The following is a 21654-nucleotide window of genomic DNA, read 5'->3' as shown; positions in this document are numbered from 1 at the left end:
GCGTCGAGTCGAGGATCAGTGCCCTGCGATCGGATGCGGCGCGTAGGGCCGCTCCAGCTCCTCGATCTCCTTCTCGGTGAGCGTGAGTTCGACCGCCGCCACGGCGTCCTCGAGGTGCCCCGGCTTCGACGCGCCGATGATCGGAGCGGTCACGCCGTCCTGGTGCAGCAGCCAAGCGAGGGCCACCTGGGCGCGCGGGACGCCGCGGTCGCCGGCGATGCGGGTGACGGCCTCGACCACGGCACGGTCGCCGTCCCGGTAGAGGGTGCTGCCGAAGCCGTCGGTGGCGCTGCGCTCGGTGGCGGTGTCCCAGTCGCGGGTGAGGCGGCCGCGGGCGAGCGGGCTCCAGGGCAGCACGCCGACGCCCTGGTCCGCGCAGAGGGGCAGCATCTCGCGCTCCTCCTCGCGGTAGACGAGGTTGTAGTGGTTCTGCATCGACACGAACTTCGTCCAGCCGTGCCGCTCGGCGGTGTACTGCATCTTGGAGAACTGCCAGGCGTACATCGAACTGGCGCCGATGTAGCGGACCTTGCCCGCCTTCACCAGGTCGTGCAGGGCCTCCATCGTCTCCTCGACCGGCGTGTGCGGGTCGTAGCGGTGGATCTGGTAGAGGTCGACGTAGTCGGTGCCCAGGCGCCGGAGGCTGTGCTCGATCTCGGTCATGATCGCCTTGCGGGACAGTCCGCCGCCGTTGGGGCCGGGCCGCATCCGGCCGTGCACCTTGGTCGCGAGCACGAGGTCGTCCCGGCGGGCGAAGTCGCCGAGCGCCTTGCCGACGATCTCCTCGCTGGTGCCGTCGGAGTAGACGTTGGCCGTGTCGAAGAAGGTGATGCCGGCCTCGAGCGCCTGCCGGATCAGCGGGCGCGAGGCCTCCTCGTCGAGGGTCCACTCGTGCGCGCCGCGGTCGGGAACGCCGTAGGTCATGCAGCCCAGGCAGATCCGCGACACGTCCAGGCCCGTCGAACCGAGCTTCACGTACTGCATCGTTGCTGCTCCTGTCTTCGGGATCATCACTACCAGGGCGAGCGTACGTCTGCGCGCGGGCCGGGACTCCGGCCGGGGTCAGCGCCGTTCGAGCAGGTCCAGGGCGCGCTCCCAGCCGAACTCCGGGCGGCCGCCGCCCTCCCCCGCGTCGCCCGCGTACGGGTCGCCGAAGCGCACGCCCATCCCGCGCAGCCGGTCCAGGCTCTCCCGGTAGGCGGGGTGGGAGGCCAGCGCGTCGGAGACGCACGGCAGGACGGCGACGGAGACGCCGAGGCCGCACGCCTCGCACAGGGTGGCCACGGCGAGGGTGTCGGCCAGGCCTGCGGCCCACTTGTTGACCGTGTTGAAGGTGGCGGGCGCGACCACCACGGCGTCCGGCGCGGGAAAGGGCCGCGGATCGCCGGGACGGCGCCAGGCCGACCGTATGGGGCGGCCGGTCAGCGTCTCGACGGCCCCCGTGTCGAAGAAGCCGTCCATGGCCACCGGAGTGGCGAAGACGCCGACCTCCCAGTCGCGTTCCCGCGCCGCGGTGATCAGCCTGCCGACGTCACGGGCCACGCCGGCGGCGCAGACGACGACGTAGAGGAAGGGTTTCCCGGCGTCGCCGGTTCCGGCCTGTTCGCTCACCCGGGAACCCTACTGGGCGGGCCTCGGGCGGCTGCCGCCGCAGGCCCGGTGTCAGCCCACCCGCTCCGACACGGTGATGGCGCCCACGGGGCACGCCCGGGCCGCCTCCCGTACCAGTGCGCTGCCGCCGCCGTCCTCCCTGCCGGGCCGGAGCGTGCTGTAGCCGTCGTCGTCCTGGGTGAACACCTCGGGAGCGGTCAGGGCGCACTGGCCCGCGCCGATGCAGGTGTCCTTGTCGATGCCGATACGCATGTCGGGAACCCTCCTACCAGGCCACGGGGAGTTCCAGCATCCCCTGGATCGTGTCGCCGGGTTTGAAGGGGATCTCGTCCGGCGGGGCGGCCAGGCGCAGCGCGGGCAGCCGCTCGAAGAGGGTGTGCAGGGCGATCTCCAGTTCGGCGCGGGCGAGGTTCTGGCCCAGGCACTGGTGGATGCCGAAGCCGAAGGAGACGTGGTGGCGGGCCGGGCGGTGCCAGTCGAGGGCGTCGGGTTCGGGGTAGAGGGTCTCGTCGCGGTTGATGACGGAGGTCGAGAAGAGGACCCCGTCGCCGGCCCGGATGGTCTGTCCGTCCACCTCGATGTCCTCGGTGGCCAGCCGCAGCAGCCCGTCCACGATGGACAGGACGCGCATCAGCTCCTCGACGGCGCCGGGCAGCAGCGAGGGGTCCTCGCGCAGTTCGGCCAGCCGCGGCGGGTTGGTCAGGAGCGTGAAGGTGCCCAGCGAGATCATGTTGGCGGTGGTCTCGTGGCCCGCGACCAGCAGGATCACCGCGAACGCGATCAGCTGTTCCCGGTCGATCGCGCCCTCGCTCAGCTGTTGCCTCACCAGGTCGTCCAGCAGGCCGTCACCGGGTGCCTCGCGCTTGCGGTCGACCAACTCCCCCAGATACGCCTCCAGTCGGTCGCGGGCGTCCCTGGTGTCGGCGGGCAGCGGGCCGCGCAGCAGCCGACGGGACTGCTCCTCGAAGAAGTCGTGGTCGGCGTAGGGCACCCCGAGCAGCGCGCAGATCACCATCGAGGGCACGGGCAGCGCGAAGGCCGGCACCAGATCGGCGGGCGGGCCCTGCGCGATCATCGCGTCGAGCCGTTCGTCGACGATCCGCTGGATGCGCGGGCGCAGCGCGGCGGCGCGCTTGAGGGTGAACTCCGGGAGCACCATCTTGCGCTGGGCGCGGTGTTCGGGGTCGTCGACGCCGAGCAGCGCGGTCCTGCGTCCGCGTACGGCGGCCAGTCGCGCCGAGGTGGCGGGGAAGCCGTCGCGGGTGCGGTCGGTCGACAGGCGTGGGTCGGCCAGCAGCCGGCGGGCGGCGGTGTGTCCGGTCACCAGCCAGGCCGGGCGGCCGTCGAAGAGGGTGATCCGGGTCAGCGGCCGGGCGGCGCGCAGCGGGTCGTAGGCGGCGGGCGGCTGGTAGGGGCAGGTCCGGTCCTGCGGGAAGGCGACGGAGTGCGCCGCGTCCCTGTGCGTCGTCGTGTCGGTGTCCGTCATGGAAGACCTCGCAGACGAAGAGTGCGTCGAGCCGATCTTCATTAGATGCCTCGGGCATCTATGGGACGACGTCAAGTTCGGCCAGATCGGTGGCGGGGGCAGAGTGGCCGGGGAACACCGCGTCAGGGGCCGCGCGGCCGTCCCCTGCGGCCGGGGTGCGCGGGGGAAGTGGCGTGATCGGGCCGTCCGGCACCCCCGGCCGCCCGCCGGATCTGGCCGAGCGGCACGGTGTGGCGGGCGTCTGGCGGAGCCGGTCCGTCCGGATTCCCGCGCGGCCACCGTCGATCGAGGGGCAGGATGCGGTAAGGATGGTTCCGAGTGGGCCGGTGGTGCACACCGGGCCGGCCGGCCCTGCGAAGTGACGATGGGACGGATGCACACATGCCTCTTGAGGGTGAGTACGAACCCAGCCCGGCGCAGTGGGTGCGGGAGCAGGTCGAGCTGTACGAGAGCTCGGGCGGCACCGAGGGGACCGCTCACGCGGACACGGGCCTGCCCGTGATCCTGCTGACCAGCCGGGGCGCGCGGAGCGGCAAGCTGCGCAAGACACCGCTGATGCGCGTCGAGCACGCGGGCCGCTATGCCGCGGTCGCCTCCCTGGGCGGGGCTCCCAAGCACCCCGTCTGGTACTTCAACGTGAAGGCCGATCCGCAGGTCGAACTCCAGGACGGCCCGGTGAAGCGGGACATGACGGCCCGTGAGGTCACCGGCGCGGAGAAGGCCGAGTGGTGGGAGCGTGCGGTCGCGGCGTATCCGCCCTACGCCGACTACCAGAAGAAGACGGACCGGGAGATCCCCGTCTTCGTCCTGGAGCCGGCCGACGGAAGCTGAACCGGGCGCGCGGTAGTTTCCCGGACGGGCGCGCGGAGGTTTCCCGGACGGGCGCGGAAGTTTCCCGGACGGGCGCGCATGGACCGGCACCTGCCGGGAACACGTCGTTCAGGCCCCGCCGCGTTCCCCCGTCGCGGCGGGGCTTTCCGCCGCCTCGCGCGCGGGCCGGTCCGTGACGTCGAGGAAGACCTGCCGCGCCTCGGGGACGGTGCGCGCGATCGACCTCTTGATGCGTACGGCGACCTCCTCCACCCGCTCGCTGTCCAGGCCCGGCACCAGATCGACGCGGGCGGCCACCAGGGTGGAGTCGAGGCCGGTCTTCATGGTGAACAGCGCCTCGACGCTGTCGATCTCCGGCTGGGCCCGCAGCAGCGCACGGATCCGGCCGCTGGCCTCGGGGTCGGCGGCCTCGCCGATCAGCTGGTCGCGGGCCTCCCGGCCCAGCCGGTAGGCCACGTAGACGAGCAGCGCGCCGATCGCGAGCGAGGCGCAGGCCTCCCACACCACCTGCCCGGTGACCATGTGCAGCGCCATGCCGGTCATGGCGAGGGTCACGCCGAGCACCGCGGTGCCGTCCTCGGCGACGACCGTGCGCAGGGCCGGGTCCCGCAGCCCGCTGGCGACTCCGCCCTGGCCCCGCACCTGGTGCAGCGCCCGCAGCAGGGAGCCGCCCTCGGCCAGCAGGGCGACCGCGAGCACGATCAGTCCGGCCACGTAGCCGGACGGTTTCGCCTCGGCGCCGGTACGCAGGGCCTCGGCGCCCTGGAAGAAGGAGAAGCAGCCGCCCATGACGAAGATGCCGACGGCCGCGAGGAGCGACCAGAAGAAGCGTTCCTTGCCGTAGCCGAAGGGGTGCCTCCGGTCGGCGGGGCGGCGGCTGCGGCGCAGTGCGGTCAGCAGGAAGATCTCGTTCATGCTGTCCGCGACCGAGTGTGCCGCCTCCGACAGCAGCGCGGGCGATCCCGCGATGAATCCGCCGACCGCCTTGGCGACGGCGATCACCACGTTGGCCGCCAGGGCGACCAGCACGGTGACGCGTGTTCTGCGGTCGGCCCTCGGGCCCCCCGGTTTCTCCTGCGCGACTGTCCCACTCACGAGGGCCCGACTGCCCCTGCCCGGGCGAGTCACACCCCGCCTTGCGGGTGGCCACCAGTGCCGACGGCCGAAAACGGGGAACGCCTCTACGAGGGCACCGATGCGAAGAGACACGGACGACGGGAAGGCGGGCCCATGACTGGTGACGACGCGACGCCCGGCAACAGCGGCTACGGAAGGAAGGCGTTCAAGAGGTCCCGGAGTCACTTCGCGGACCGGATCACGGCGGACGGCCGGGACGGCTGGCCGGTGGAGTCCGGCCGCTACCGGCTGGTGGTGAGCCGCGCCTGTCCCTGGGCGAGCCGGGCGCTGGTCTCACGGCGGCTGCTCGGTCTGGAGGACGCCCTGTCCCTGGCGATCGCCGACCCGATCCAGGACGACCGCAGCTGGCGGTTCACGCTGGACCCGGACGGCCGCGACCCGGTCCTCGGCATCCGCTACCTCAGCGAGGCCTACGACCGGCGGGAGAGCGGCTACCCGGGCGGGGTGAGCGTGCCCGCCGTCGTCGACGTGCCCAGCGGCGCCCTCGTCACCAACGACTACCAGCGCATCACGCTCGACCTCGCGACCGAGTGGGCCTCCCTGCACCGCCCGGGGGCGCCCGATCTGTATCCGCACGCGCTGCGCGACGAGATCGACGAGATGATGGCGGGGGTCTACGAGGACGTCAACAACGGCGTGTACCGGGCGGGCTTCGCGACGGGCCAGGAGGAGTACGAGGCCGCGTGCGCGGGCGTGTTCCGGCGACTGGAGCAGCTGGCGCCCCGGCTGGAGCGGCAGCGCTACCTGGTCGGTGACACGATCACTGAGGCCGACATCCGGCTGTTCACGACGCTGGTCCGCTTCGACGCCGTCTACCACGGCCACTTCAAGTGCAACCGCTGGAAGCTGACGGAGAACCCGGTGCTGTGGGGGTACGTCCGCGATCTGTTCCAGACCCCCGGGTTCGGCGACACCGTCGACTTCGACCACATCAAGCGCCACTACTACCAGGTGCACACCGGCATCAACCCGACCGCCGTCGTGCCTCTGGGCCCGGACCTGACCGGCTGGCTCACCCCCCACCACCGGCAGGAGCTGGGCGGCCGGCCGTTCGGCGACGGCACCCCGCCGGGGCCCGTCCGGGCCGACGAGGAGGTACCGGTGCGGGGCAGGCCCTGACCCGGGACCAGACGACCAAACCACCAGACGACCAGACGACCGACCGGCCGACCGGCCCACCGACCGCGAACCCTCACACGCAATCAGCGCACACGACGCAAGGAGACCAGCATGGCGAAGAAGAAGAAGAAGCAGAAGCTCCCTCTCGCCTACAAGCCCGTCGGCTTCGCGCTCGGCTGGCTCGGCGGCACGCTGGCCGGGATGACGTTCCAGAAGACCTGGAAGATGATCCGGCACGAGGACGACGCGCCCGACGCCCTGGACCCGGACCGCGGCTGGGGCGAGATCCTGCTGGCCGCCGCGATCCAGGGCGCCATCTTCGCCGCGGTGCGCAGCGCCGTGGACCGCACGGGCGCCAAGGCCATCGAGCGCAGGACCGGTGTGTGGCCGGTCGGCGACACGGCCGGCCGGGACTGACCGCACCGACGTCCGTCCCCTCCCCGCCCCGACGGCACCCGGCAGGCCGGCTAGCCCTGCTTGGGTGCCGTCGGCGCGAGGGCGAGGCGCAGGGTGAAGGAGTGACCGGCCGGGTCGGAGAAGCCGCGTTCCTCGTGCGGGCCGGCCGGGTCCTTCGCCTCCACCGGGCGTCCGCCGAGTCCCACGATCGCCCGCTCCGTCTCGTCCAGGTCCGTCACCACGAAGTCCAGGTGGGCCTGGAGGGAGTTCTCCGGGCGCGGCCAGCTCGGCGGGGTGGCGCCCGTGTCCCGTCGGAAGGCCATGCGGAAGCCGCGAGGGCCCTCGATCTCGATCCGGTTGGCGCTCACGTCGGTGTCCTCAGCGCCCAGCAGCCCCTTGTAGAACTCGGCGAGCCTCTCGGGTTCGGCGCAGTCGAGCACCACGACGCCCGCGTTGACCAGTGCCATGTCTCCTCCGAAGGATTCCGGGCGCGGGGCGTCGTGCCCCGTGCCCTGTACCTTGCGGATATCCCGGCGCGGCCGAATCAGTCGGTGGGTGCCGCGAGGTAGTTGCGAAGATCACCACCGGACCCCGTGTAGATCATTTAGGGTCGGGGCAGCCTCGAAGCGCTTCTCGGTTCAACTTTCGCTCCGTGAAGGCCAGTTCGAGTGTGCGGACGGTCCTGCGACCGTCCGCTCGCAGGGCCGGGGGGACTCTGCGCTCCGTCTCCCGAAAGGAAACACATGTCTCAGGACGTCCGCTTCGACCTCCCCTTCGACACCCCCGTCAGCCCGCATCTCGACTACGCCCGTGACCGCCATCTGGAGTGGGTGCGCGAGCGGGGGCTGGTGCGCAGCCGGGCCGGTTTCGAGGAGTACCGGTCCTGGGACCTCGCCGAGGCGGCGGCCCGCACCTACCCCCACGCGTCGGCGGACGACATGGTCGTCCTGATGAACTGGTTCTCCCTGGCCTTCCTCTTCGACGACCAGTTCGACGCCGGGCGGCCCGACCGCGCGGAGCGCATAGCGGAGGTGGCGCGGGAGCTCATCGCCACACCGCTGCGTCCCGCGGGCACGCCGCCGCGGGTGGAGTGCCCCATCACGCTGGCCTGGGCGGAGGTCTGGGGCCACCTCTCGGATGGCATGTCCCTGACCTGGACCTCGCGGTTCGCCGCCTCCTGGGGCCGCTTCCTGGTGGCGCACTGCGAGGAGGTCGACCTGGCGGCCCACGGCCGGGCGGGCACGCTCACGCTCGACGACTACGCCGTCTTCCGGCGCCGTACGGTCGGCATCCACCACAGCATCGACGCGGGCGAGCGCAGCCGCGGCTTCGAGGTGCCGGCCGCGGCGATGGCGCACCCCCTGATGGAGCGGATGCGGGACCTGGCCGCGGACACCATCGGCTTCATGAACGACATCCACTCCTTCGAGCGCGAGCGGCGCCGCGGTGACGGCCACAACCTCATCGCCGTCCTGCACCGGGAGCGGGGCTGCTCCTGGCAGGAGGCGGCCGAGGAGGCGTACCGCATGACGACCGCCTGCCTCGAGGAGTACGTCGCCCTCGAGGCCCGGGTGCCGCTGATGTGCGACGAACTGGATCTGGACGCCGACGGGCGGACGCGGGTGCGGATGGGCGTGGAGGCCATCCAGCACTGGATCAACGGCAACTACGAGTGGGCGCTGACCACGGGCCGGTACGCGGCGGCCAAAGAGGGCCCGGTGGCCACGGCGGAACTGGCCGGACGCGGCTCGGTGGACGACCTGCTGAGCGTGTGAGACGGGCGCGCCGCCCGGCCGGGACCCTCCGGCCGGGCGGCGCGGTGCTGACGGCGTACGCCGTCGGTGGCGCCGCGACCGCGCGTGGCGCTATGCCGCGAACTCCACCGGCAGGCTGTCCAGCCGTGACTCCCAGGTGGAGGCCGTGGAGGTGAGGTCGGCCGAGGGCACGGCCAGGCGCAGGCCGGGCAGGCGGTGCAGCAGGACGTCGACGGCCGTCTCGATGATGGCCTGGCCGATGTTCTGCCCCGGGCACTCGTGGGGTCCCGCGCTGAAGGCGAGGTGCGAGGCGTTGCCCTGGACCGAGACGCCGGTGTCGGGGCGGACCTCCGGGTCGTGGTTGCCGGCCGCGAGGCCCAGCACGAGCAGGTCGCCCTCCTTGACCGGGCAGCCGCCCAGTTCCAGGTCGGCGGTGGCGAACCGGCCCGGCAGCACGGCGAGCGGCGGGGAGTTCCACATCACCTCCTCCACGAGCGTGGACAGGTTGAGCTGCCCGCTCACCAGGCCGGAGAGCCAGGAGGCGTCGGTGAGCAGGAGCTGGAGCGCGCGGGCCAGGAGATTGCTGGTCGTGGTGTGGGCGGTGATCAGCACCAGGCGCAGATGGTTGACGATCTCGTCCTCGTCGAGGCCGGAGTGGTGCTCGATCAGGCCGGAGGTGAAGTCGGATCCGGGCTCCTCGCGCTTGCGCGCGGCGAGTTCGCCGAGGATGCCCATGATGCGCTCGTTGTGCGTGAGGGCGTCCGCGCCGCCCTTGATCACCTGGTTGCTCGACTCGGCGAGGGTGCGCCCCTCCCGTTCGGCGAGGCCGAAGACGCGGGTGAGGACCAGCATGGGCAGGTACTCGGCGAAGTCGGCCACCAGGTCGGCGCGGCCCGCGTCGGCGAACGCGTCGATCTGCTTGTTGGCGAAGTGCGTGATGTGACGGCGGATGCCGCGGCCCGCGACGGCGTACAGGTTGTCGGTGACGGCGCCGCGCAGCCGCCGGTGCGGTTCGCCGTCCTGCGAGACGCAGTCGGGGCGCCAGCCGAGCATCTGCATCAGCGGGGAGGTCGCCTCGACGCGGCCGTCCAGGAAGTCGCGCCAGATCCGCGAGTCCCGGCTGAACTGCAGGGGGTTGTCCAGCACCCGCCGGTTCTCCCGGTAGCCGAGCACCAGCCAGGCGGGGACGTCACCCTCCAGCAAAACCGGCGCGACGCTGCCGTGCTCCCCCCGCAGCCGCGCGTAGATGTCGTGCGGGTCGGTGGCCGCCTCGCCGCCGTAGAGGCGGGTGACGCCCTCGCCGTGGGCGACGGGGCAGCCACCGCCCGTGGGGGCGGTCGGGGTCTGGTCGTCGTTCATCGGGGCTCCAGGGCGGCGGCCGAGCGGTCCTTCAGATGTCGTATCAGGGTGACCAGCACGTCGCGGCTGGCGGTGCGGTCGCGGGCGTCGAAGGTGACGACCGGCGTGTGGGGCGGGATGTCCAGGGCGTCGCGGATCTCCTCGACCGGGTAGTGGCGGGAGTCGGGGAAGACGTTGAGCGCGATGACGAAGGGGACCTTCTGCCGCTCCATCTCCTCGATCGCGCGGAAACTGGAGGCCAGCCGCCGGGTGTCCACCAGCACGACCGCCCCGAGCGCCCCCTTGAACAGGCCGTTCCACAGGAACCAGAACCGCTCCTGGCCCGGTGTGCCGAACAGGTACAGCATCAGCGTGTCGTTGAGGCTGATCTTGCCGAAGTCCAGGCTGACGGTGGTCTGCGTCTTGTCGGCCACACCGATGAGGTGGTCGACGTCGGCGCTGGCCTGGGTGAGGGTCTCCTCGGTGGTGAGCGGTTTGATGTCGCTGACGGAGCGGACCATGGTGGTCTTGCCCGTGCCGAAGCCGCCGGCGATCATCACCTTCACCGAGCGGGTGTCCCCGGCCGTCGGTGACCCCGGTCGGTCAAAGCCTTTCAAGTCCACTGAGTACCTCCTCAAGGAGCGCGAGGTCGGGCCCGCGACCGGCGTCGTGCGCCGGGATGGGATCACGGGCTTCTACGCGGCCCGCCTGGAGCAGGTCGGACAGCAGCACCGCGAGAATGTTGAAGGGCAGGTGAAGGTGGGCGCCGAGTTCGGCCACCGACAGCGGGTCGCGGCAGCGCCGGAGGATCTCCTCGTGCTCGTGCTGCATGCCCGGTAAGGGAACGGCGCGGGAGACGACGAGGGTCGCCACGTCGAGGGTCGACGCCGAACCGCCCGGCCCGCTGCGCCCTCCGGTGAGGACGTAGTAGCGCTCGAGACCGGACGGATCGGTCGGTCGGCGGGGAGCACTCATCCAGAGTGCTCCTCCTGGCGCGGAGTGGTGCCGAGGAGCTCACCCATCCGGCGGGCCAGATCGCGCATCTGATGGCCGAGCAGGCCCTGGTCGAGGCCCTCGCGGGCGAGGACGCCGAGGTAGGTCTCCAGGCCCGCGCGGACGACGAAGAGGTGCCCGCCGTCCACTTCGATCATCGCCAGCCGCAGTTGCCCCGCGTGCTGCGGGAACTGCTCGGCGACCGGCTGGGCCAGCGCCTGCAGTCCGGCCACCACGGCGGCGAAGCGGTCCACGTCGTCCGGGTCTTCGGCGCCGTAGGAGGTGATGGCCTTGCCGTCGCTGGAGGCCACGAGGGCGAAGCGGATCTCCTGGATGGACTCCACAAGGTCGCGGAGCGCCCAGCTCACGTCGGTTCCCTGGTGCGTCATGGGGACTAGTCGCTCTCTTCAGTGCGGTGCTCGGTGGACGCGCCACCGGTGGTCGTTTCACGGGTTCCGGCGGCCTCCGGCGGCGGGGAGACCCCCGTCACGGCGCCCGTCACGGCGCCCGTCGCCGCGCCGGTCACCGGAGCGGTCCCGGCACCGGGATCGCGTCCGGCGGTGGCGAAGGCGGCGAGACCGGCGAAGGACGCGTCCGGCGGTACGGCGGCCACGGAGGCCCGTTCGGCCGGGCCGGGCCGCTCGGCGTGCCCGGCGGTGGCGGGGGCCGGGGCCTGCCCGGCGGACGGTTCGGCGCGCCTGCTGCGACGGCGGGGCAGGCCGCCGGGGGTGGTCTCCACGCCGTCGTCACCCGTGCGGGCCGCGACGGCGACCGGCCCGGGGTCCGCGGCGGCGACGGCCGAGGGAGCGGCGGCGTCGAGCGGGGTCTCCGAGGAGGCGGGCGGGGTTTCCGGCGCCGCCGCCGTGGGGGCCGCGGGCAGCGGGCTGAAGTACTTGTGGGGCACGACGACCACGACGGAGGTGCCCAGCCACGGCGAGTCGGCGAAGGTGACGCGGATGCCGTAGCGGCGGGCGAGGGCGCCGACGACGCGCAGGCCGATGTTGGCGTCCTCCGAGATGCCGCCGAGTCCCACGCCCGGTGAGGTGCCCGCGAGGGCGTGTTCGGCCTCGCGCTTCTTCTCCTCGCTCAGCCCCTTGCCGGAGTCCTGGATCTCGATGCCGACGCCGTTGGGGACCTCCTTGCCGGAGACGACGACCGGCTCGGTGGGTGGCGAGTAGCGGGCGGCGTTGTCCAGCAGGTGGGCGAAGATCAGCGTGAGATGGTCCACCAGGCCGCCGTCGACGCCGAGTTCGGGCAGATGGCGCAGCTGGACGCGGTGGAAGTCCTTGATCCGGCCGATGCCGCCGCGCATCACGCTCAGCAGCCGCTGCGGTTCCTGCCACTGCCGGCCGGGGCGGTCGGAGCCGCCGAGCACGCCGATGCTGGCGGCGAGGCAGTCGGCGGGGCCGATGGCCTGGTCCAGCTCCATCAGGCCCCGGGCGACGGCCGGCAGCCGTCCGTGCTCGCCCTGCAGCTCGTGCAGGCGGCCGCGGAGTTTGCTGGTCAGGACGTGGATGCGGTTGCCGACGCTGATGACGGCCTGTTCCGCGGAGGTCGAGCGGTCGAACTGGGCCTCGACGCCGATCAGCGCGGTCCTGAGGACCTTGCGCAGCTCGGCCTGGAGGTCGGCGCCGACCTTCGCGCACTGCTCGACGGTCGGCAGGATGTCGTCGATGGCGTCGCCGGCGCGCAGTCTGCGCATCGCGTCGGGCAGCTGCTCGTCGGCGAGCCGGGACACCGCGGCCAGCTGGTGGCCCAGCTGCTCCTGCCAGGCCCCGGTCCGCTCGGCGAGGCGGCTCTCGTAGGCCGTGGCCTGCTCGGCGAGCCGGTCCTCGTAGGCCCGGGAGTGTTCCGTCAGCTGTGCCTCGTAGGTCTGGGCCTGCTCGGTGAGCTGTGCGTCCAGGGCGGCGCGCTCGGCGGAGAACTTGCGTTCCAGGCCGGCCACGTGCTGCTGCCACTGCTGGGAGTTCTCGGCGCGCGCGGAGCTGTGGGCGTTCTCGGCCCGGCCCAGCTGGGCGCGGGTGCGCAGGAGGAGGCGCACGCACACGGTCCCGGCCGCGGTGGCCGCCGCACCGGCGACGGCCACGGTTATTCGCTCCGAGCTCATGAACGTGGCGGCCACCGTCCCGCCTCCCAGGCCCAGTGGCATCAGCCACCAGCTGTACCAGGCGACAGGGGCCCGCGCCGCCGGTGGCGGAGTGGCGAGTTCCATCTGCATCCTTCGAAGCAAGACGATCGAACAGGGGGGAGTCTGCAAGCAGGGTGTGCAAGGCAGGAGTGCGCAAGGCAGGGGTGTGCCAGGGGGGAGGGCGCACTCATGACACGCACTGTGAGTCGACCCGTCGCGATCGCGTCAACTCGCAGCGCCGTTGGGGAGCTTATCGGTTGGGAAGCCTAAAAGATCAATTTCCCAGCCCGGCGGAAGTGAGGATTCCGTCACGACCCCACGAGCGTTCCGGGGTTCGCGAATCTCCTTGCCTCCCGGGCAAGTTGAGGCCGTCCCCCGAGTGCCTCGCCCCGGGTGCGGGGCGGCCCGGGGAATGGCACCATCTCGTCGGCGGTTGCAGACCGTGCCTCCCGCCCCCTCCCCGAGTTGCGAGGTCTCGATGAACACCATGCGCGCCATCGGCCAGGACGTCCTCGGCGGTCCCGAGGTCCTGAAGGAGGTGCGGCCCGAGCGCCCCGAGCCGCGCCCGAACGAGGTGCTGGTGCGGGTGCGTGCCGCCGGGGTGAACCCGACCGACTGGAAGCACCGGGCCAACGGGGGCTTCCTCGGCGAGCCGCCCTTCGTGCTGGGCTGGGACGTGTCGGGCACGGTGGAGGCGGTGGGGATCGGCGTCGCCGCCTTCCGGCCCGGGGACGAGGTCTTCGGCATGTTGTCCTACCCCTTCGGCCACGGCTCCCACGCGGAGTACGTCACCGCGCCGGCCCGCACCTTCACCCACAAGCCGGCCGGCGTCGACCACGTGCAGGCGGGTGCGCTTCCCCTGGTCTCGCTGACGGCGTGGCAGGCCCTGGTGGAGCGGGCGGACGTACGGCCGGGGCAGCGGGTGCTGATCCACGCGGCGGCCGGCGGTGTGGGCCATGTGGCGGTGCAGATCGCCAAGGCGCGAGGTGCCCATGTGATCGGCACGGCCAGCGCGGGCAAGCACGAGTTCCTGCGCTCCCTCGGGGCGGACGAGACCGTGGACTACCGGGAGACGGACTTCGCCGAGGCCGTGAAGGACGTCGACGTCGTCCTGGACACGATCGGCGGCGACACGTCCCTGCGGTCCCTGCGCGTGCTGCGCCCGGGCGGGGTGGTGGTGTCGATCCTGCCGGTCGGGTCGGACGAGTTCTACGAGGAGGCCGACCGGCTCGGCGTACGGGCGGTGCGGATGCTGGTCGACGCCGACCGGGCCGGCATGGAGGAGATCGCCGGCCTGGTGGAGGCGGGGAAGCTGCGGGCCTCGGTCGAGCGGACGTTCCCGCTGGCCGAGGCGGCGCGGGCACACGAGCTCGGCGAGCGGGGCCGCACCACGGGCAAGCTCGTCCTCGTGGTCGACTGACCGGCCGCGGCGGGCCCGTGGGCCCCGGCTCTGAGATTTCGATGACATATGTCAATCGAACATGCTCAAACTCGCTCGTTCGGGGTAACTTTTCGAGCGGACTGGGTAGTTGAGCCCCCGGAAGCAGGCCGGAACAGGCTGGAGGCAAGGTTCGTGCGGCAGGAATCCGCGTCGTCCACCCGGCATCTGCGGGTGCGCCGTCATCGGGGCCACACGGTGCTGGAGTTCCGGGGCGAGATCGACATCGCCTCGGCCGCGGAGATCGTCCCGCACCTGGACCGGGAGACGGAGCGGCCCGGCGCCCGGATCGTGCTGGACCTCGGTGGGATCGAGTTCTTCGACTGCTCCGGGCTGCGGCTGCTGTACCGGGCCCGCAGCCGGGTGCTGGACCAGGGCGGGCAGGTGCACCTGGTGTGCGCCCACCCGCTGACCCTGCGCATGCTGCGGATCACCGGCCTGGCCCGGCTGCTGCCGCCGCTGCCGACCCTGGACGAGGCCCTCGGCGTCAGCCGGCCGGCCGGGCGTCGAACAGGGCGCTGACCGACTCGCCGTTGTGGATGCGGCGTACGGCCTCGGCGAGCGCGGGGGCGATGGACAGGATCCGCAGCTTGTCCGTGTGGTCGTCGGCCGGCACCGGCACGGTGTTGGTGCACACGATCTCCAGGACGTCCGGCTGCTCGCTCAGCCGCCCCAGCGCACCGGCCGCGAACAACCCGTGCGTACAGGCGAGGCGGATGCTGCGCGGGCCCGCCTCCCGCAGCCGGTCCAGGAGTTCCAGCACCGTGCTGCCCTTGGCGATCTCGTCGTCGAGGACGATGACGTCGCGCCCGGCGACGTCCCCGATCACGGCGCTGATGCTGACCCGGTCGTCGGCGTACCGCTGTTTCGCCCCGGCCGCCACCTGGGCGCCGAGCATCCGGGCGAACGCCGCGGCCTCCTTGGCGTTGCCCAGGTCGGGTGAGACGACCGTGGTGCGGGAGAGGTCGTACTGCCGGAAGTGCGCGGCCAGTTCACGCAGCGCGTGCAGGTGGTCGACCGGGACGGAGAAGAAGCCGTGCACCTGGGGCGAGTGCAGGGTCATGGCGAGGACCCGGCTCGCGCCCGCCGCCACCAGCAGGTCGGCGACCAGGCGCCCGCCCAGCGAGATGCGCGGGGCGTCCTTCTTGTCGGAGCGGGCGTAGGAGTAGTGCGGCATGACGACGGTGATGCGGCCGGCCGACGCCCCGCGGGCCGCGTCGCACATCATCAGCAGCTCGACGAGGTGCTCCTGGACCGGCTTGACCAGGGGCTGGACGAGGAAGACGTCCCGCTCCCGGCAGTTGGCCATCAGCTGGACCTCCAGGCAGTCGTTGGCGAACCGGCTCACCCGGGTGGGGCTGAGCGGCACGCCCAGCTGGGCGCAGACCTCCTCGGCCAGCTCGGGGTGGGCACTACCGCTGAACACGGCGATGTCTCGCACGGACCGCTCCTCGCGTGATCCTGTCCGGCCGGGATCCCCAGCCTACGGAAATCCTGTTGCGCCGCTCCCGGGGTCGCGCGCCATGATGGCGCCGTCCGCCCCCCTCGGGTCTCACCCGGGTCCCCTCACGTCAGGATCCTCGCATGCGCCGACTCCTCGGAATCACCCAGTGCCCCTTCCGGCCCACGGTTCTCGAGGACTCGTCCACGCATGCACACCCTGAACATCGGCATTCTGGCCCACGTCGACGCCGGTAAGACCAGCCTCACCGAACGGCTCCTGTTCGACCACGGCGCCGTCGACCGGCTCGGCAGCGTCGACGCCGGCGACACCCGTACCGACGACGGCGGCATCGAGCGCCGCCGCGGCATCACCATCCGCTCCGCCGTCGCCGCCTTCACCGTCGGCGACACCCGGGTCAACCTGATCGACACCCCGGGGCACTCCGACTTCGTCGCGGAGGTCGAGCGCGCCCTGGAGGTGCTCGACGGCGCGGTGCTGCTGCTGTCCGCCGTGGAGGGCGTGCAGGCGCGGACCCGCGTCCTCATGCGCACTCTTCGGCGGCTGCGGCTGCCCACGCTCGTGTTCGTCAACAAGATCGACCGGGCGGGAGCCCGCACCGACGGCCTGCTCGGCGACGTGCGGCGCCTGCTGACGCCGCACGTCGCACCGCTGACCGAGGTGACGGGCGCCGGTACCGCGCACGCCCGGGTCACCCGCCGTCCGCCGGACGGGCGGACCGCCGAGGCCCTGGCCGAGGTCGACCCGGACATCCTGGCCGCGCTGGTGGACGGCCCCGAGCCGACCGCGGCGGAGCTGGGCGCCGCCCTCGCCGCCCGGACCGCCGACGGCTCCTTCCACCCGCTGTTCCACGGCTCCGCCCTCGGCGGCCAGGGCGTCGCGGAGCTGGTGGAGGGCCTGGTACGGCTGGTCCCGGCCGCGGCGCCCGCCACGGCCGGCGCCGAGGCACCGCGCGGCACGGTCTTCGCCGTCCGCCCCGGGCCCGCCGGTGAGCGCACGGCGTACCTGCGGCTGTACGACGGTGAGGTGCGCCCGCGGCGGCGGCTGACGTTCCTGCGGCGCGAGTCCGACGGGCGGACCACCGAGGTCTGCGGCCGGGTGACGCGCCTCGACGTCGTCGGCGGCGACGCCACGCTCACGGCCGGGAACATCGCCGCGCTCGCCGTCCCCGGCGGCCTGCGCGTCGGCGACCGGCTCGGCGGCCTGAGCGACCGGGCGCCGCAGTTCGCGCCGCCGACCCTGCAGACCCTGGTCCGGGCGGTGCGCCCGGAGCAGGCGGCGCCGCTGCGCTCCGCCCTGCTGGCGCTGGCCGACCAGGATCCGCTGCTGCACGCCCGCCCGGCGGCGTCCGGCGCCACCACCCTGCTCCTGTACGGCGAGGTCCAGATGGAGGTCCTCGCGGCGACGCTGGCCGAGGACTTCGGTATCGAGGCGGAGTTCGAGCCGGGCCGCGTCCGGTTCCTGGAGCGCCCGGACGGCACCGGCGAGGCCGCGGAGGAGATGCCGTGGCTCGACCACACCCGGTACTGGGCGACGATCGGGCTGCGCGTGGAGCCGGGCCCGCGCGGCTCGGGCGGGGTCTTCGCGTACGAGACGGAACTCGGCGCGCTGCCCCGCGCCTTCCACCAGGCGATCGAGGAGACGGTGCACGCCACGCTGCTGACCGGTCCGGCCGGTGCCGCGGTCACCGACTACCGCGTCACGCTCATCCGCTCCGGCTTCAGCTCGCCGCTGAGCACGGCCGCCGACTTCCGCGGGCTGACCCGGATCGTGCTGCGCCGTGCCCTCGCCCGGGCCGGGACCGTGCTGTACGAGCCGTACCAGGCCTTCGAGGCGGAGGTCCCGGCGGACACACTGGCGGCCGTGACGGCTCTGCTGGCCTCGCTGGGCGCGGACTTCACCGGTACGACGGGCGGCGACCCGGCCTGGATCGTCACCGGCGAGCTGCCGGCCCGGCGGGTGCGGGAGGCCGAGCTCCGGCTGCCGGGGCTCACGCGCGGGGAGGCGGTGTGGTCCTCGCGCCCGTCCGCGGACCGTCCGCTGAAGCCGGGGCACTGAGCCGCCGTGCGCCCCCGCATGCCCTCGTCCCCCGTGACCGGCCGACAACTGCTGCGTCTGGCACGGGAGATGGCGGGCATCCGGGTCAGTAGGAAGGAGGGCCGTCGCCATGACGACTCCCGTCAAGAGGCCCACGAGTCCCGTCGAGAAGCCCGCGAGGCGCATGCCGGGCTGGGCGAAGGCGCTGACCGCGGTGGTGCTGGTGCTCGTCGTGCTGTTCGCGGGGCTCCGGCTGAGCGTCCTGCCGGGTCTCAAGGACCTGTTCGGCTCCGAGACCCAGGACCGTTCGGGGCCCGCGCTGCTCAAGTCGATCCAGGACATCAGCCGTTACGAGGCCGCCTCCGGCAACTTCCAGGTCGTCGTGGACCTGGAGAAGGACGCGAAGTTCCTGCCCGACACGATCCGCGGCACCCGCACCCTGTACGTCGGGGCGGGCACGGTCGACGCCTTCGTCGACCTCGGGAAGCTGGGCGAGGACGACGTGAGGGTCGACGGCGAGCGGACCTCGGCCACACTGCGGCTGCCGCACGCGGCGCTCGGCGAGCCGGCCCTCGATCCCGACCGCTCCTACGCGGTCTCCAAGCAGCGCGGGCTGCTCGACCGCCTCGGCGACCTGTTCTCGGACAACCCGAACGGCGAGCAGGCCGTGCAGAAGCTCGCGGCCCGGCACATCGGCGACGCGGCGAAGGACAGCGAGCTGAAGGTCCGGGCCGAGAGCAACACCACGGCGATGCTCCGGGGGCTGCTGAATTCCCTCGGCTTCGAGGAGGTGCGGGTGACGTACGGGACGTGAAGTCCCGCCCGTGGGGCACCGCCGCGCTCAGCCCGGCAGGACCGACGGCAGGGCCAGCACACCCAGCACGGTGGTGCCCACCAGCAGCCATGCCACGTAGTCGCCGACGTGCCCGGACTGGAGCCGCCGCAGAGCAGCCGCCCAGCCCGGCGCGGCTGGCGGCCTCGGGCGGGTGACGGCGATCGCGGCCAGCGCCACGGCCAGGACGGTCGACAGCAGCCCCAGGCCGACGCCCAGGAGTGTCCAGCGCACCGAGGTGTGGACGAGCCCGGTGGTGGTGGCCCCGCTCATGGCGTGGGCCACCGCGTCGCCGAAGCCGGGCACCGCGCCGGCGGCGAGGGCCCCGGCGAGCAGGAGGGCCGGGACGGCCGTCATGGTGTCGGGAACGCGGCCGAGCCGCTGCCGGGTCTCGGGCTCCTCCCCCGAACCGGTCGTCTCGTACGGGTCGGCCACGCCCTGACCGTCGGCGTCCCTCGGCGTCGGCCCGAGGCCCAGGAACACCCGTGCCGCGACGCGCAGCACGGCCGCCGCGGTCACCGCGCTCGCCAGGACGTAGAGCACGGTGAGCGGGCCGCCCACCGCCTCCTCGGCGACGGACTTGCCGAGCCCCGTGCCGAACGGCGGCAGCCCCGCCAGGCCCAGCGCGCCGACGACGACCATCACGGCGACGCCGCGCAGAGGGCGCGCGCGGCCGTGCAGGACGTGCTCCAAGCACCGCGCGGGTGGTGGCCGACGGCGGCGCGCGGTGGCTCCGTGGCCGGAGTGCCCCGGACGGTCGGGCGAAAACCGGGGGCGGGGAGGGACGGTTGCGTGGACCGCCGGGGCATCCTCGGCGGTTCGGCGGGTAACCGCGCTACCACGCGGGGAAGTTGACGACTGGAGGACCGAAATGGCTCGTGCCGCCTCAGGGCCGCGCAGTTTCCTGTCACGCCCCCGCGCCGCGAAGGCGAGGACGGAGAACGACGACCGGCGCGAACGGCGCCCGCTCGCCCTGCCGTTGCGGCTGCTGGCGACGTGCTGCGCGTTCGTCTTCATGGTGGCGTTCGCGGTGGTGCTGGCGCGGCTGACCCTGCACCCCTCCCCCGCGTCGGAGGCGCTCACCCACACCAACATGCATCCCGGCCGCTCGCTGAAGGCCTATCTGGACCAGCCCGCGTTGCGTGACGCCGTCAAGCAGATCGGCGGGAACATCCTGCTGGGGGTGCCGTTCGGCGTACTGGTCCCGGTCGTCGCGCCGCGTACCCGCGGGCTGCTGCGGGTGCTGCTGCTGACGGCCGTCGTGATGCTGCTGGTGGAGTTCGCGCAGGGCGCCCTGGTCACCGGGCGGGCCTTCGACATCGACGACGTCATCCTCAACACCACGGGCGCGCTGCTCGGTTACCTGCTTCTGGGCCGGCGGATGAGCCGTGCGGTGCACGCGCGCAGGGCGCGTGCGTGAGTGCCGGCAGCTGGTCCGTACCAAGGTATTGACCGCCCCTTATCTCACTACTTGAATAAAGAGGCGACACCCCCACCCCCACCTCGGTCGGTGCTCCCCAGCGGAGCACCGTACGGAAGGGAGAGCCGTGGCCCGCCCACGCCTGCTCCGCAGATGTCTCCTCGCCGCCACCCTGTCCGCCGGTCTGGCCGCGTCCCTCGTGACCGGACCCGCCCAGGCGGAACCCGACACCACCGCCCGGGTCGCCGACGCCTCGGCCGCCGCCGTGACGTTCTCCGACACCTTCGACGGCCCGGCCGGTGCGGCCGTCGACTCCTCGAAGTGGCAGATCGAGACCGGTGACAACGTCAACAACCACGAACGGCAGTACTACACCTCCGGCAACAAGAACGCGGCCCTGGACGGCCAGGGCCACCTGGTCATCACGGCCCGCAGGGAGAACCCGGCCAACTACCAGTGCTGGTACGGCACCTGCCAGTACACCTCGGCCCGGCTCAACACCTCGGGGAAGTTCACCGCGCAGTACGGACACGTCGAGGCGCGGATGAAGGTGCCGCGCGGGCAGGGCATGTGGCCGGCGTTCTGGATGCTCGGCACCCCGGTGAACTGGCCGGACTCCGGCGAGATCGACATCATGGAGAACGTCGGCTTCGAACCCTCCACCGTGCACGGCACCATCCACGGTCCCGGGTACTCCGGCTCGGGCGGCATCGGCGCCGGCTACAGCCTGCCGGGCGGTCAGGCCTTCGCGGACGCCTTCCACACCTTCGCCGTCGACTGGGCACCCGACTCGATCACCTGGTCGGTGGACGGCAACGTCTACCAGCGGCGCACCCCGGCCGACCTGGGCGGCAGGCAGTGGGTGTTCAACAAGCCGTACTTCCTGATCCTGAACCTGGCGGTCGGCGGCTACTGGCCCGGCGACCCGGACGGCTCCACGGTCTTCCCGCAGACCCTCGTCGTGGACCACGTCTCGGTGACGACGGGCGACTCGTCGGGCGGCGGCGCGATCCGGGGCCTGGCCGGCAAGTGCGTGGACGTCGCCGCGGCGAACACCGCCAACGGCACCCCCGTACAGCTCTACGACTGCAACGGCACCGCCGCCCAGCAGTGGACGGTGGGCTCCGACGGCACCGTCCGCGCGCTCGGCAAGTGCCTGGACGTCAACGCCGGCGGCACGGCGGACGGCACGGTCGTCCAGCTGTGGGACTGCAACGGCAGCGCCGCCCAGCGATGGGTCGTCACCGCCGCGCGCGACATCGTCAATCCCCAGGCCGACAAGTGCCTCGACGTCACCGGAAACAACTCGGCCAACGGCACCCGGCTGCAGATCTGGACCTGCACGGGCGCCGCCAACCAGAAGTGGACGGTCGGCTGAGCCACCCGGGCGGGGCACCGGCCGCCGGCCGGCCCGGTGCCCCTCCTGGTCCTAGTGCAGCGTCCAGGTGAACTTGTCCCCGCCCACCCAGCGGACGACGTCCGGGTCGTCCAGGTCGTGGACCGTGATGCCGAAGGCCGCGGCGGCCTCCAGCACGTCGGTGACGGCCTTGGCCTCGCCGACCACCTGGCCGTCGATCTCCACGATCCGGAACGGGGGCGTGCCCGGCTGCACCCGGAGCACGAGGATCCGCGGACTGCCGATGTGCGGGCTGTCGATTTCGGTCATGCCTAG

Annotated in this window: 23 protein-coding genes and 1 pseudogene; 10 read left to right on the top strand and 14 right to left on the bottom strand. The window is 72.7% G+C overall.

From position 1 onward, the window contains the following. Positions 1–15: 15 nt before the first annotated feature. The 4 genes from ACGH7X_RS36020 to ACGH7X_RS36005 all read right to left on the bottom strand — a co-directional run bounded on the left by ACGH7X_RS36020 (position 16) and on the right by ACGH7X_RS36005 (position 3097). A complete protein-coding gene (locus tag ACGH7X_RS36020) occupies positions 16–984 on the bottom strand; it encodes an aldo/keto reductase (protein WP_399893751.1) in 969 nt (322 codons plus the stop codon). 78 nt (positions 985–1062) lie between these two features. Next, complete coding sequence (locus ACGH7X_RS36015) at positions 1063–1611, bottom strand: flavoprotein (protein WP_399893748.1); 549 nt, start codon at positions 1609–1611, stop codon at positions 1063–1065. Between the two features lie 51 nt (positions 1612–1662). After that, entirely contained in the window at positions 1663–1863 is a 201-nt protein-coding gene (locus tag ACGH7X_RS36010) for a ferredoxin (RefSeq protein ID WP_381376092.1), read from the bottom strand. A 13-nt stretch (positions 1864–1876) separates the two neighbouring features. Beyond that, positions 1877–3097, bottom strand: coding sequence for a cytochrome P450 (locus ACGH7X_RS36005; protein ID WP_399893745.1), 1221 nt, complete (start codon positions 3095–3097; stop codon positions 1877–1879). Between the two features lie 381 nt (positions 3098–3478). Here ACGH7X_RS36005 and ACGH7X_RS36000 point away from each other — a divergent pair, with 381 nt between their 5' ends. Further along, the gene (locus ACGH7X_RS36000; RefSeq protein ID WP_399893743.1) at positions 3479–3928 is read left to right on the top strand and encodes a nitroreductase family deazaflavin-dependent oxidoreductase; all 450 of its coding nucleotides are present in this window, start codon (positions 3479–3481) and stop codon (positions 3926–3928) included. A gap of 108 nt (positions 3929–4036) precedes the next feature. Here the strand turns inward: ACGH7X_RS36000 and ACGH7X_RS35995 are convergent, their stop codons facing one another. Then, the gene (locus tag ACGH7X_RS35995) at positions 4037–4957 is read right to left on the bottom strand and encodes a cation diffusion facilitator family transporter (protein WP_399897581.1); all 921 of its coding nucleotides are present in this window, start codon (positions 4955–4957) and stop codon (positions 4037–4039) included. A gap of 201 nt (positions 4958–5158) precedes the next feature. Here ACGH7X_RS35995 and ACGH7X_RS35990 point away from each other — a divergent pair, with 201 nt between their 5' ends. Together ACGH7X_RS35990 and ACGH7X_RS35985 are read left to right on the top strand one after the other, a co-directional pair. After that, on the top strand, positions 5159–6184 hold the full coding sequence (locus ACGH7X_RS35990) for a glutathione S-transferase family protein (RefSeq protein WP_399893740.1): 1026 nt from the start codon (positions 5159–5161) through the stop codon (positions 6182–6184). A gap of 111 nt (positions 6185–6295) precedes the next feature. Next, the gene (locus ACGH7X_RS35985; RefSeq protein WP_399893737.1) at positions 6296–6601 is read left to right on the top strand and encodes a DUF4235 domain-containing protein; all 306 of its coding nucleotides are present in this window, start codon (positions 6296–6298) and stop codon (positions 6599–6601) included. A 50-nt stretch (positions 6602–6651) separates the two neighbouring features. On the opposite strand, the gene ACGH7X_RS35980 is transcribed toward ACGH7X_RS35985, so the two are convergent. Further along, a complete protein-coding gene (locus tag ACGH7X_RS35980) occupies positions 6652–7047 on the bottom strand; it encodes a VOC family protein (RefSeq protein WP_399893734.1) in 396 nt (131 codons plus the stop codon). Between the two features lie 276 nt (positions 7048–7323). On the opposite strand from ACGH7X_RS35980, the gene ACGH7X_RS35975 reads away from it, so the two are divergent. Next, the gene (locus ACGH7X_RS35975) at positions 7324–8355 is read left to right on the top strand and encodes a 7-epi-alpha-eudesmol synthase (RefSeq protein ID WP_399893732.1); all 1032 of its coding nucleotides are present in this window, start codon (positions 7324–7326) and stop codon (positions 8353–8355) included. Positions 8356–8445: 90 nt separating this feature from the next. Here ACGH7X_RS35975 and ACGH7X_RS35970 read toward each other — a convergent pair whose 3' ends face one another. From ACGH7X_RS35970 to ACGH7X_RS35950, 5 genes are read right to left on the bottom strand one after another with little or no spacing between them, the layout of a single operon-like run. Beyond that, positions 8446–9693, bottom strand: coding sequence for a cytochrome P450 (locus tag ACGH7X_RS35970; protein ID WP_399893729.1), 1248 nt, complete (start codon positions 9691–9693; stop codon positions 8446–8448). Then, the gene (locus ACGH7X_RS35965; protein ID WP_399893726.1) at positions 9690–10295 is read right to left on the bottom strand and encodes a GTP-binding protein; all 606 of its coding nucleotides are present in this window, start codon (positions 10293–10295) and stop codon (positions 9690–9692) included. Before ACGH7X_RS35965 ends, ACGH7X_RS35970 begins: the two co-directional genes overlap by 4 nt. After that, on the bottom strand, positions 10276–10647 hold the full coding sequence (locus tag ACGH7X_RS35960; RefSeq protein ID WP_399893723.1) for a DUF742 domain-containing protein: 372 nt from the start codon (positions 10645–10647) through the stop codon (positions 10276–10278). Before ACGH7X_RS35960 ends, ACGH7X_RS35965 begins: the two co-directional genes overlap by 20 nt. Continuing rightward, entirely contained in the window at positions 10644–11054 is a 411-nt protein-coding gene (locus ACGH7X_RS35955) for a roadblock/LC7 domain-containing protein (protein ID WP_019327713.1), read from the bottom strand. Before ACGH7X_RS35955 ends, ACGH7X_RS35960 begins: the two co-directional genes overlap by 4 nt. A 5-nt stretch (positions 11055–11059) precedes the next feature. Continuing rightward, the gene (locus ACGH7X_RS35950; RefSeq protein ID WP_399893720.1) at positions 11060–12877 is read right to left on the bottom strand and encodes an ATP-binding protein; all 1818 of its coding nucleotides are present in this window, start codon (positions 12875–12877) and stop codon (positions 11060–11062) included. 394 nt (positions 12878–13271) lie between these two features. Between ACGH7X_RS35950 and ACGH7X_RS35945 the strand changes: the two genes are divergently transcribed. Beyond that, positions 13272–14213 (top strand): NADP-dependent oxidoreductase, encoded by a 942-nt coding sequence (locus ACGH7X_RS35945; RefSeq protein WP_399893718.1) that lies wholly within the window; start codon positions 13272–13274, stop codon positions 14211–14213. Between the two features lie 153 nt (positions 14214–14366). Beyond that, entirely contained in the window at positions 14367–14753 is a 387-nt protein-coding gene (locus ACGH7X_RS35940) for an anti-sigma factor antagonist (protein ID WP_399893715.1), read from the top strand. On the opposite strand, the gene ACGH7X_RS35935 is transcribed toward ACGH7X_RS35940, so the two are convergent. Next, entirely contained in the window at positions 14719–15672 is a 954-nt protein-coding gene (locus tag ACGH7X_RS35935) for a ribose-phosphate diphosphokinase (protein WP_399893712.1), read from the bottom strand. The two genes, ACGH7X_RS35940 and ACGH7X_RS35935, sit on opposite strands and share 35 nt — an antisense overlap. A 210-nt stretch (positions 15673–15882) precedes the next feature. On the opposite strand from ACGH7X_RS35935, the gene otr(A) reads away from it, so the two are divergent. Together otr(A) and ACGH7X_RS35925 are read left to right on the top strand one after the other, a co-directional pair. Continuing rightward, positions 15883–17751: a tetracycline resistance ribosomal protection protein Otr(A) gene (gene otr(A) / locus ACGH7X_RS35930; protein WP_399893710.1), complete on the top strand. Its 1869-nt coding sequence runs from the start codon at positions 15883–15885 to the stop codon at positions 17749–17751. 109 nt (positions 17752–17860) lie between these two features. Beyond that, positions 17861–18544: a DUF4230 domain-containing protein gene (locus tag ACGH7X_RS35925; protein WP_399893707.1), complete on the top strand. Its 684-nt coding sequence runs from the start codon at positions 17861–17863 to the stop codon at positions 18542–18544. A 27-nt stretch (positions 18545–18571) separates the two neighbouring features. Here the strand turns inward: ACGH7X_RS35925 and ACGH7X_RS35920 are convergent. Next, positions 18572–19252 (bottom strand): annotated as a pseudogene (locus ACGH7X_RS35920) (NADH-quinone oxidoreductase subunit D); the annotation flags it as partial. A 181-nt stretch (positions 19253–19433) separates the two neighbouring features. Here ACGH7X_RS35920 and ACGH7X_RS35915 point away from each other — a divergent pair. After that, on the top strand, positions 19434–19982 hold the full coding sequence (locus ACGH7X_RS35915; RefSeq protein ID WP_399893704.1) for a VanZ family protein: 549 nt from the start codon (positions 19434–19436) through the stop codon (positions 19980–19982). A 127-nt stretch (positions 19983–20109) separates the two neighbouring features. Further along, the gene (locus ACGH7X_RS35910; protein WP_399893701.1) at positions 20110–21360 is read left to right on the top strand and encodes a ricin-type beta-trefoil lectin domain protein; all 1251 of its coding nucleotides are present in this window, start codon (positions 20110–20112) and stop codon (positions 21358–21360) included. Between the two features lie 51 nt (positions 21361–21411). Here ACGH7X_RS35910 and ACGH7X_RS35905 read toward each other — a convergent pair whose 3' ends face one another. Beyond that, positions 21412–21648 (bottom strand): hypothetical protein, encoded by a 237-nt coding sequence (locus tag ACGH7X_RS35905; protein WP_399893699.1) that lies wholly within the window; start codon positions 21646–21648, stop codon positions 21412–21414. Positions 21649–21654: the final 6 nt, after the last annotated feature.

It is taken from the genome of Streptomyces sp. BBFR51 (genome assembly GCF_044591655.1).
Taxonomy (GTDB): domain Bacteria; phylum Actinomycetota; class Actinomycetes; order Streptomycetales; family Streptomycetaceae; genus Streptomyces.
The sequence above is the reverse complement of the archived record's forward strand: the minus strand, read 5'-3'. Positions and strand labels throughout refer to the sequence as shown.

Excerpts from the sequence above, each read along its gene's own strand:
- ACGH7X_RS36020 (WP_399893751.1), bottom strand. The coding sequence starts at position 984 with ATGCAGTACGTGAAGCTCGGTTCGACGGGCCTGGACGTGTCGCGGATC.
- ACGH7X_RS36010 (WP_381376092.1), bottom strand. The coding sequence starts at position 1,863 with ATGCGTATCGGCATCGACAAGGACACCTGCATCGGCGCGGGCCAGTGC.
- ACGH7X_RS36005 (WP_399893745.1), bottom strand. The coding sequence starts at position 3,097 with ATGACGGACACCGACACGACGACGCACAGGGACGCGGCGCACTCCGTC.
- ACGH7X_RS36000 (WP_399893743.1), top strand. The coding sequence starts at position 3,479 with ATGCCTCTTGAGGGTGAGTACGAACCCAGCCCGGCGCAGTGGGTGCGG.
- ACGH7X_RS35990 (WP_399893740.1), top strand. The coding sequence starts at position 5,159 with ATGACTGGTGACGACGCGACGCCCGGCAACAGCGGCTACGGAAGGAAG.
- ACGH7X_RS35985 (WP_399893737.1), top strand. The coding sequence starts at position 6,296 with ATGGCGAAGAAGAAGAAGAAGCAGAAGCTCCCTCTCGCCTACAAGCCC.
- ACGH7X_RS35980 (WP_399893734.1), bottom strand. The coding sequence starts at position 7,047 with ATGGCACTGGTCAACGCGGGCGTCGTGGTGCTCGACTGCGCCGAACCC.
- ACGH7X_RS35975 (WP_399893732.1), top strand. The coding sequence starts at position 7,324 with ATGTCTCAGGACGTCCGCTTCGACCTCCCCTTCGACACCCCCGTCAGC.
- ACGH7X_RS35970 (WP_399893729.1), bottom strand. The coding sequence starts at position 9,693 with ATGAACGACGACCAGACCCCGACCGCCCCCACGGGCGGTGGCTGCCCC.
- ACGH7X_RS35960 (WP_399893723.1), bottom strand. The coding sequence starts at position 10,647 with ATGAGTGCTCCCCGCCGACCGACCGATCCGTCCGGTCTCGAGCGCTAC.
- ACGH7X_RS35955 (WP_019327713.1), bottom strand. The coding sequence starts at position 11,054 with ATGACGCACCAGGGAACCGACGTGAGCTGGGCGCTCCGCGACCTTGTG.
- ACGH7X_RS35950 (WP_399893720.1), bottom strand. The coding sequence starts at position 12,877 with ATGGAACTCGCCACTCCGCCACCGGCGGCGCGGGCCCCTGTCGCCTGG.
- ACGH7X_RS35945 (WP_399893718.1), top strand. The coding sequence starts at position 13,272 with ATGAACACCATGCGCGCCATCGGCCAGGACGTCCTCGGCGGTCCCGAG.
- ACGH7X_RS35925 (WP_399893707.1), top strand. The coding sequence starts at position 17,861 with ATGACGACTCCCGTCAAGAGGCCCACGAGTCCCGTCGAGAAGCCCGCG.
- ACGH7X_RS35915 (WP_399893704.1), top strand. The coding sequence starts at position 19,434 with ATGGCTCGTGCCGCCTCAGGGCCGCGCAGTTTCCTGTCACGCCCCCGC.
- ACGH7X_RS35905 (WP_399893699.1), bottom strand. The coding sequence starts at position 21,648 with ATGACCGAAATCGACAGCCCGCACATCGGCAGTCCGCGGATCCTCGTG.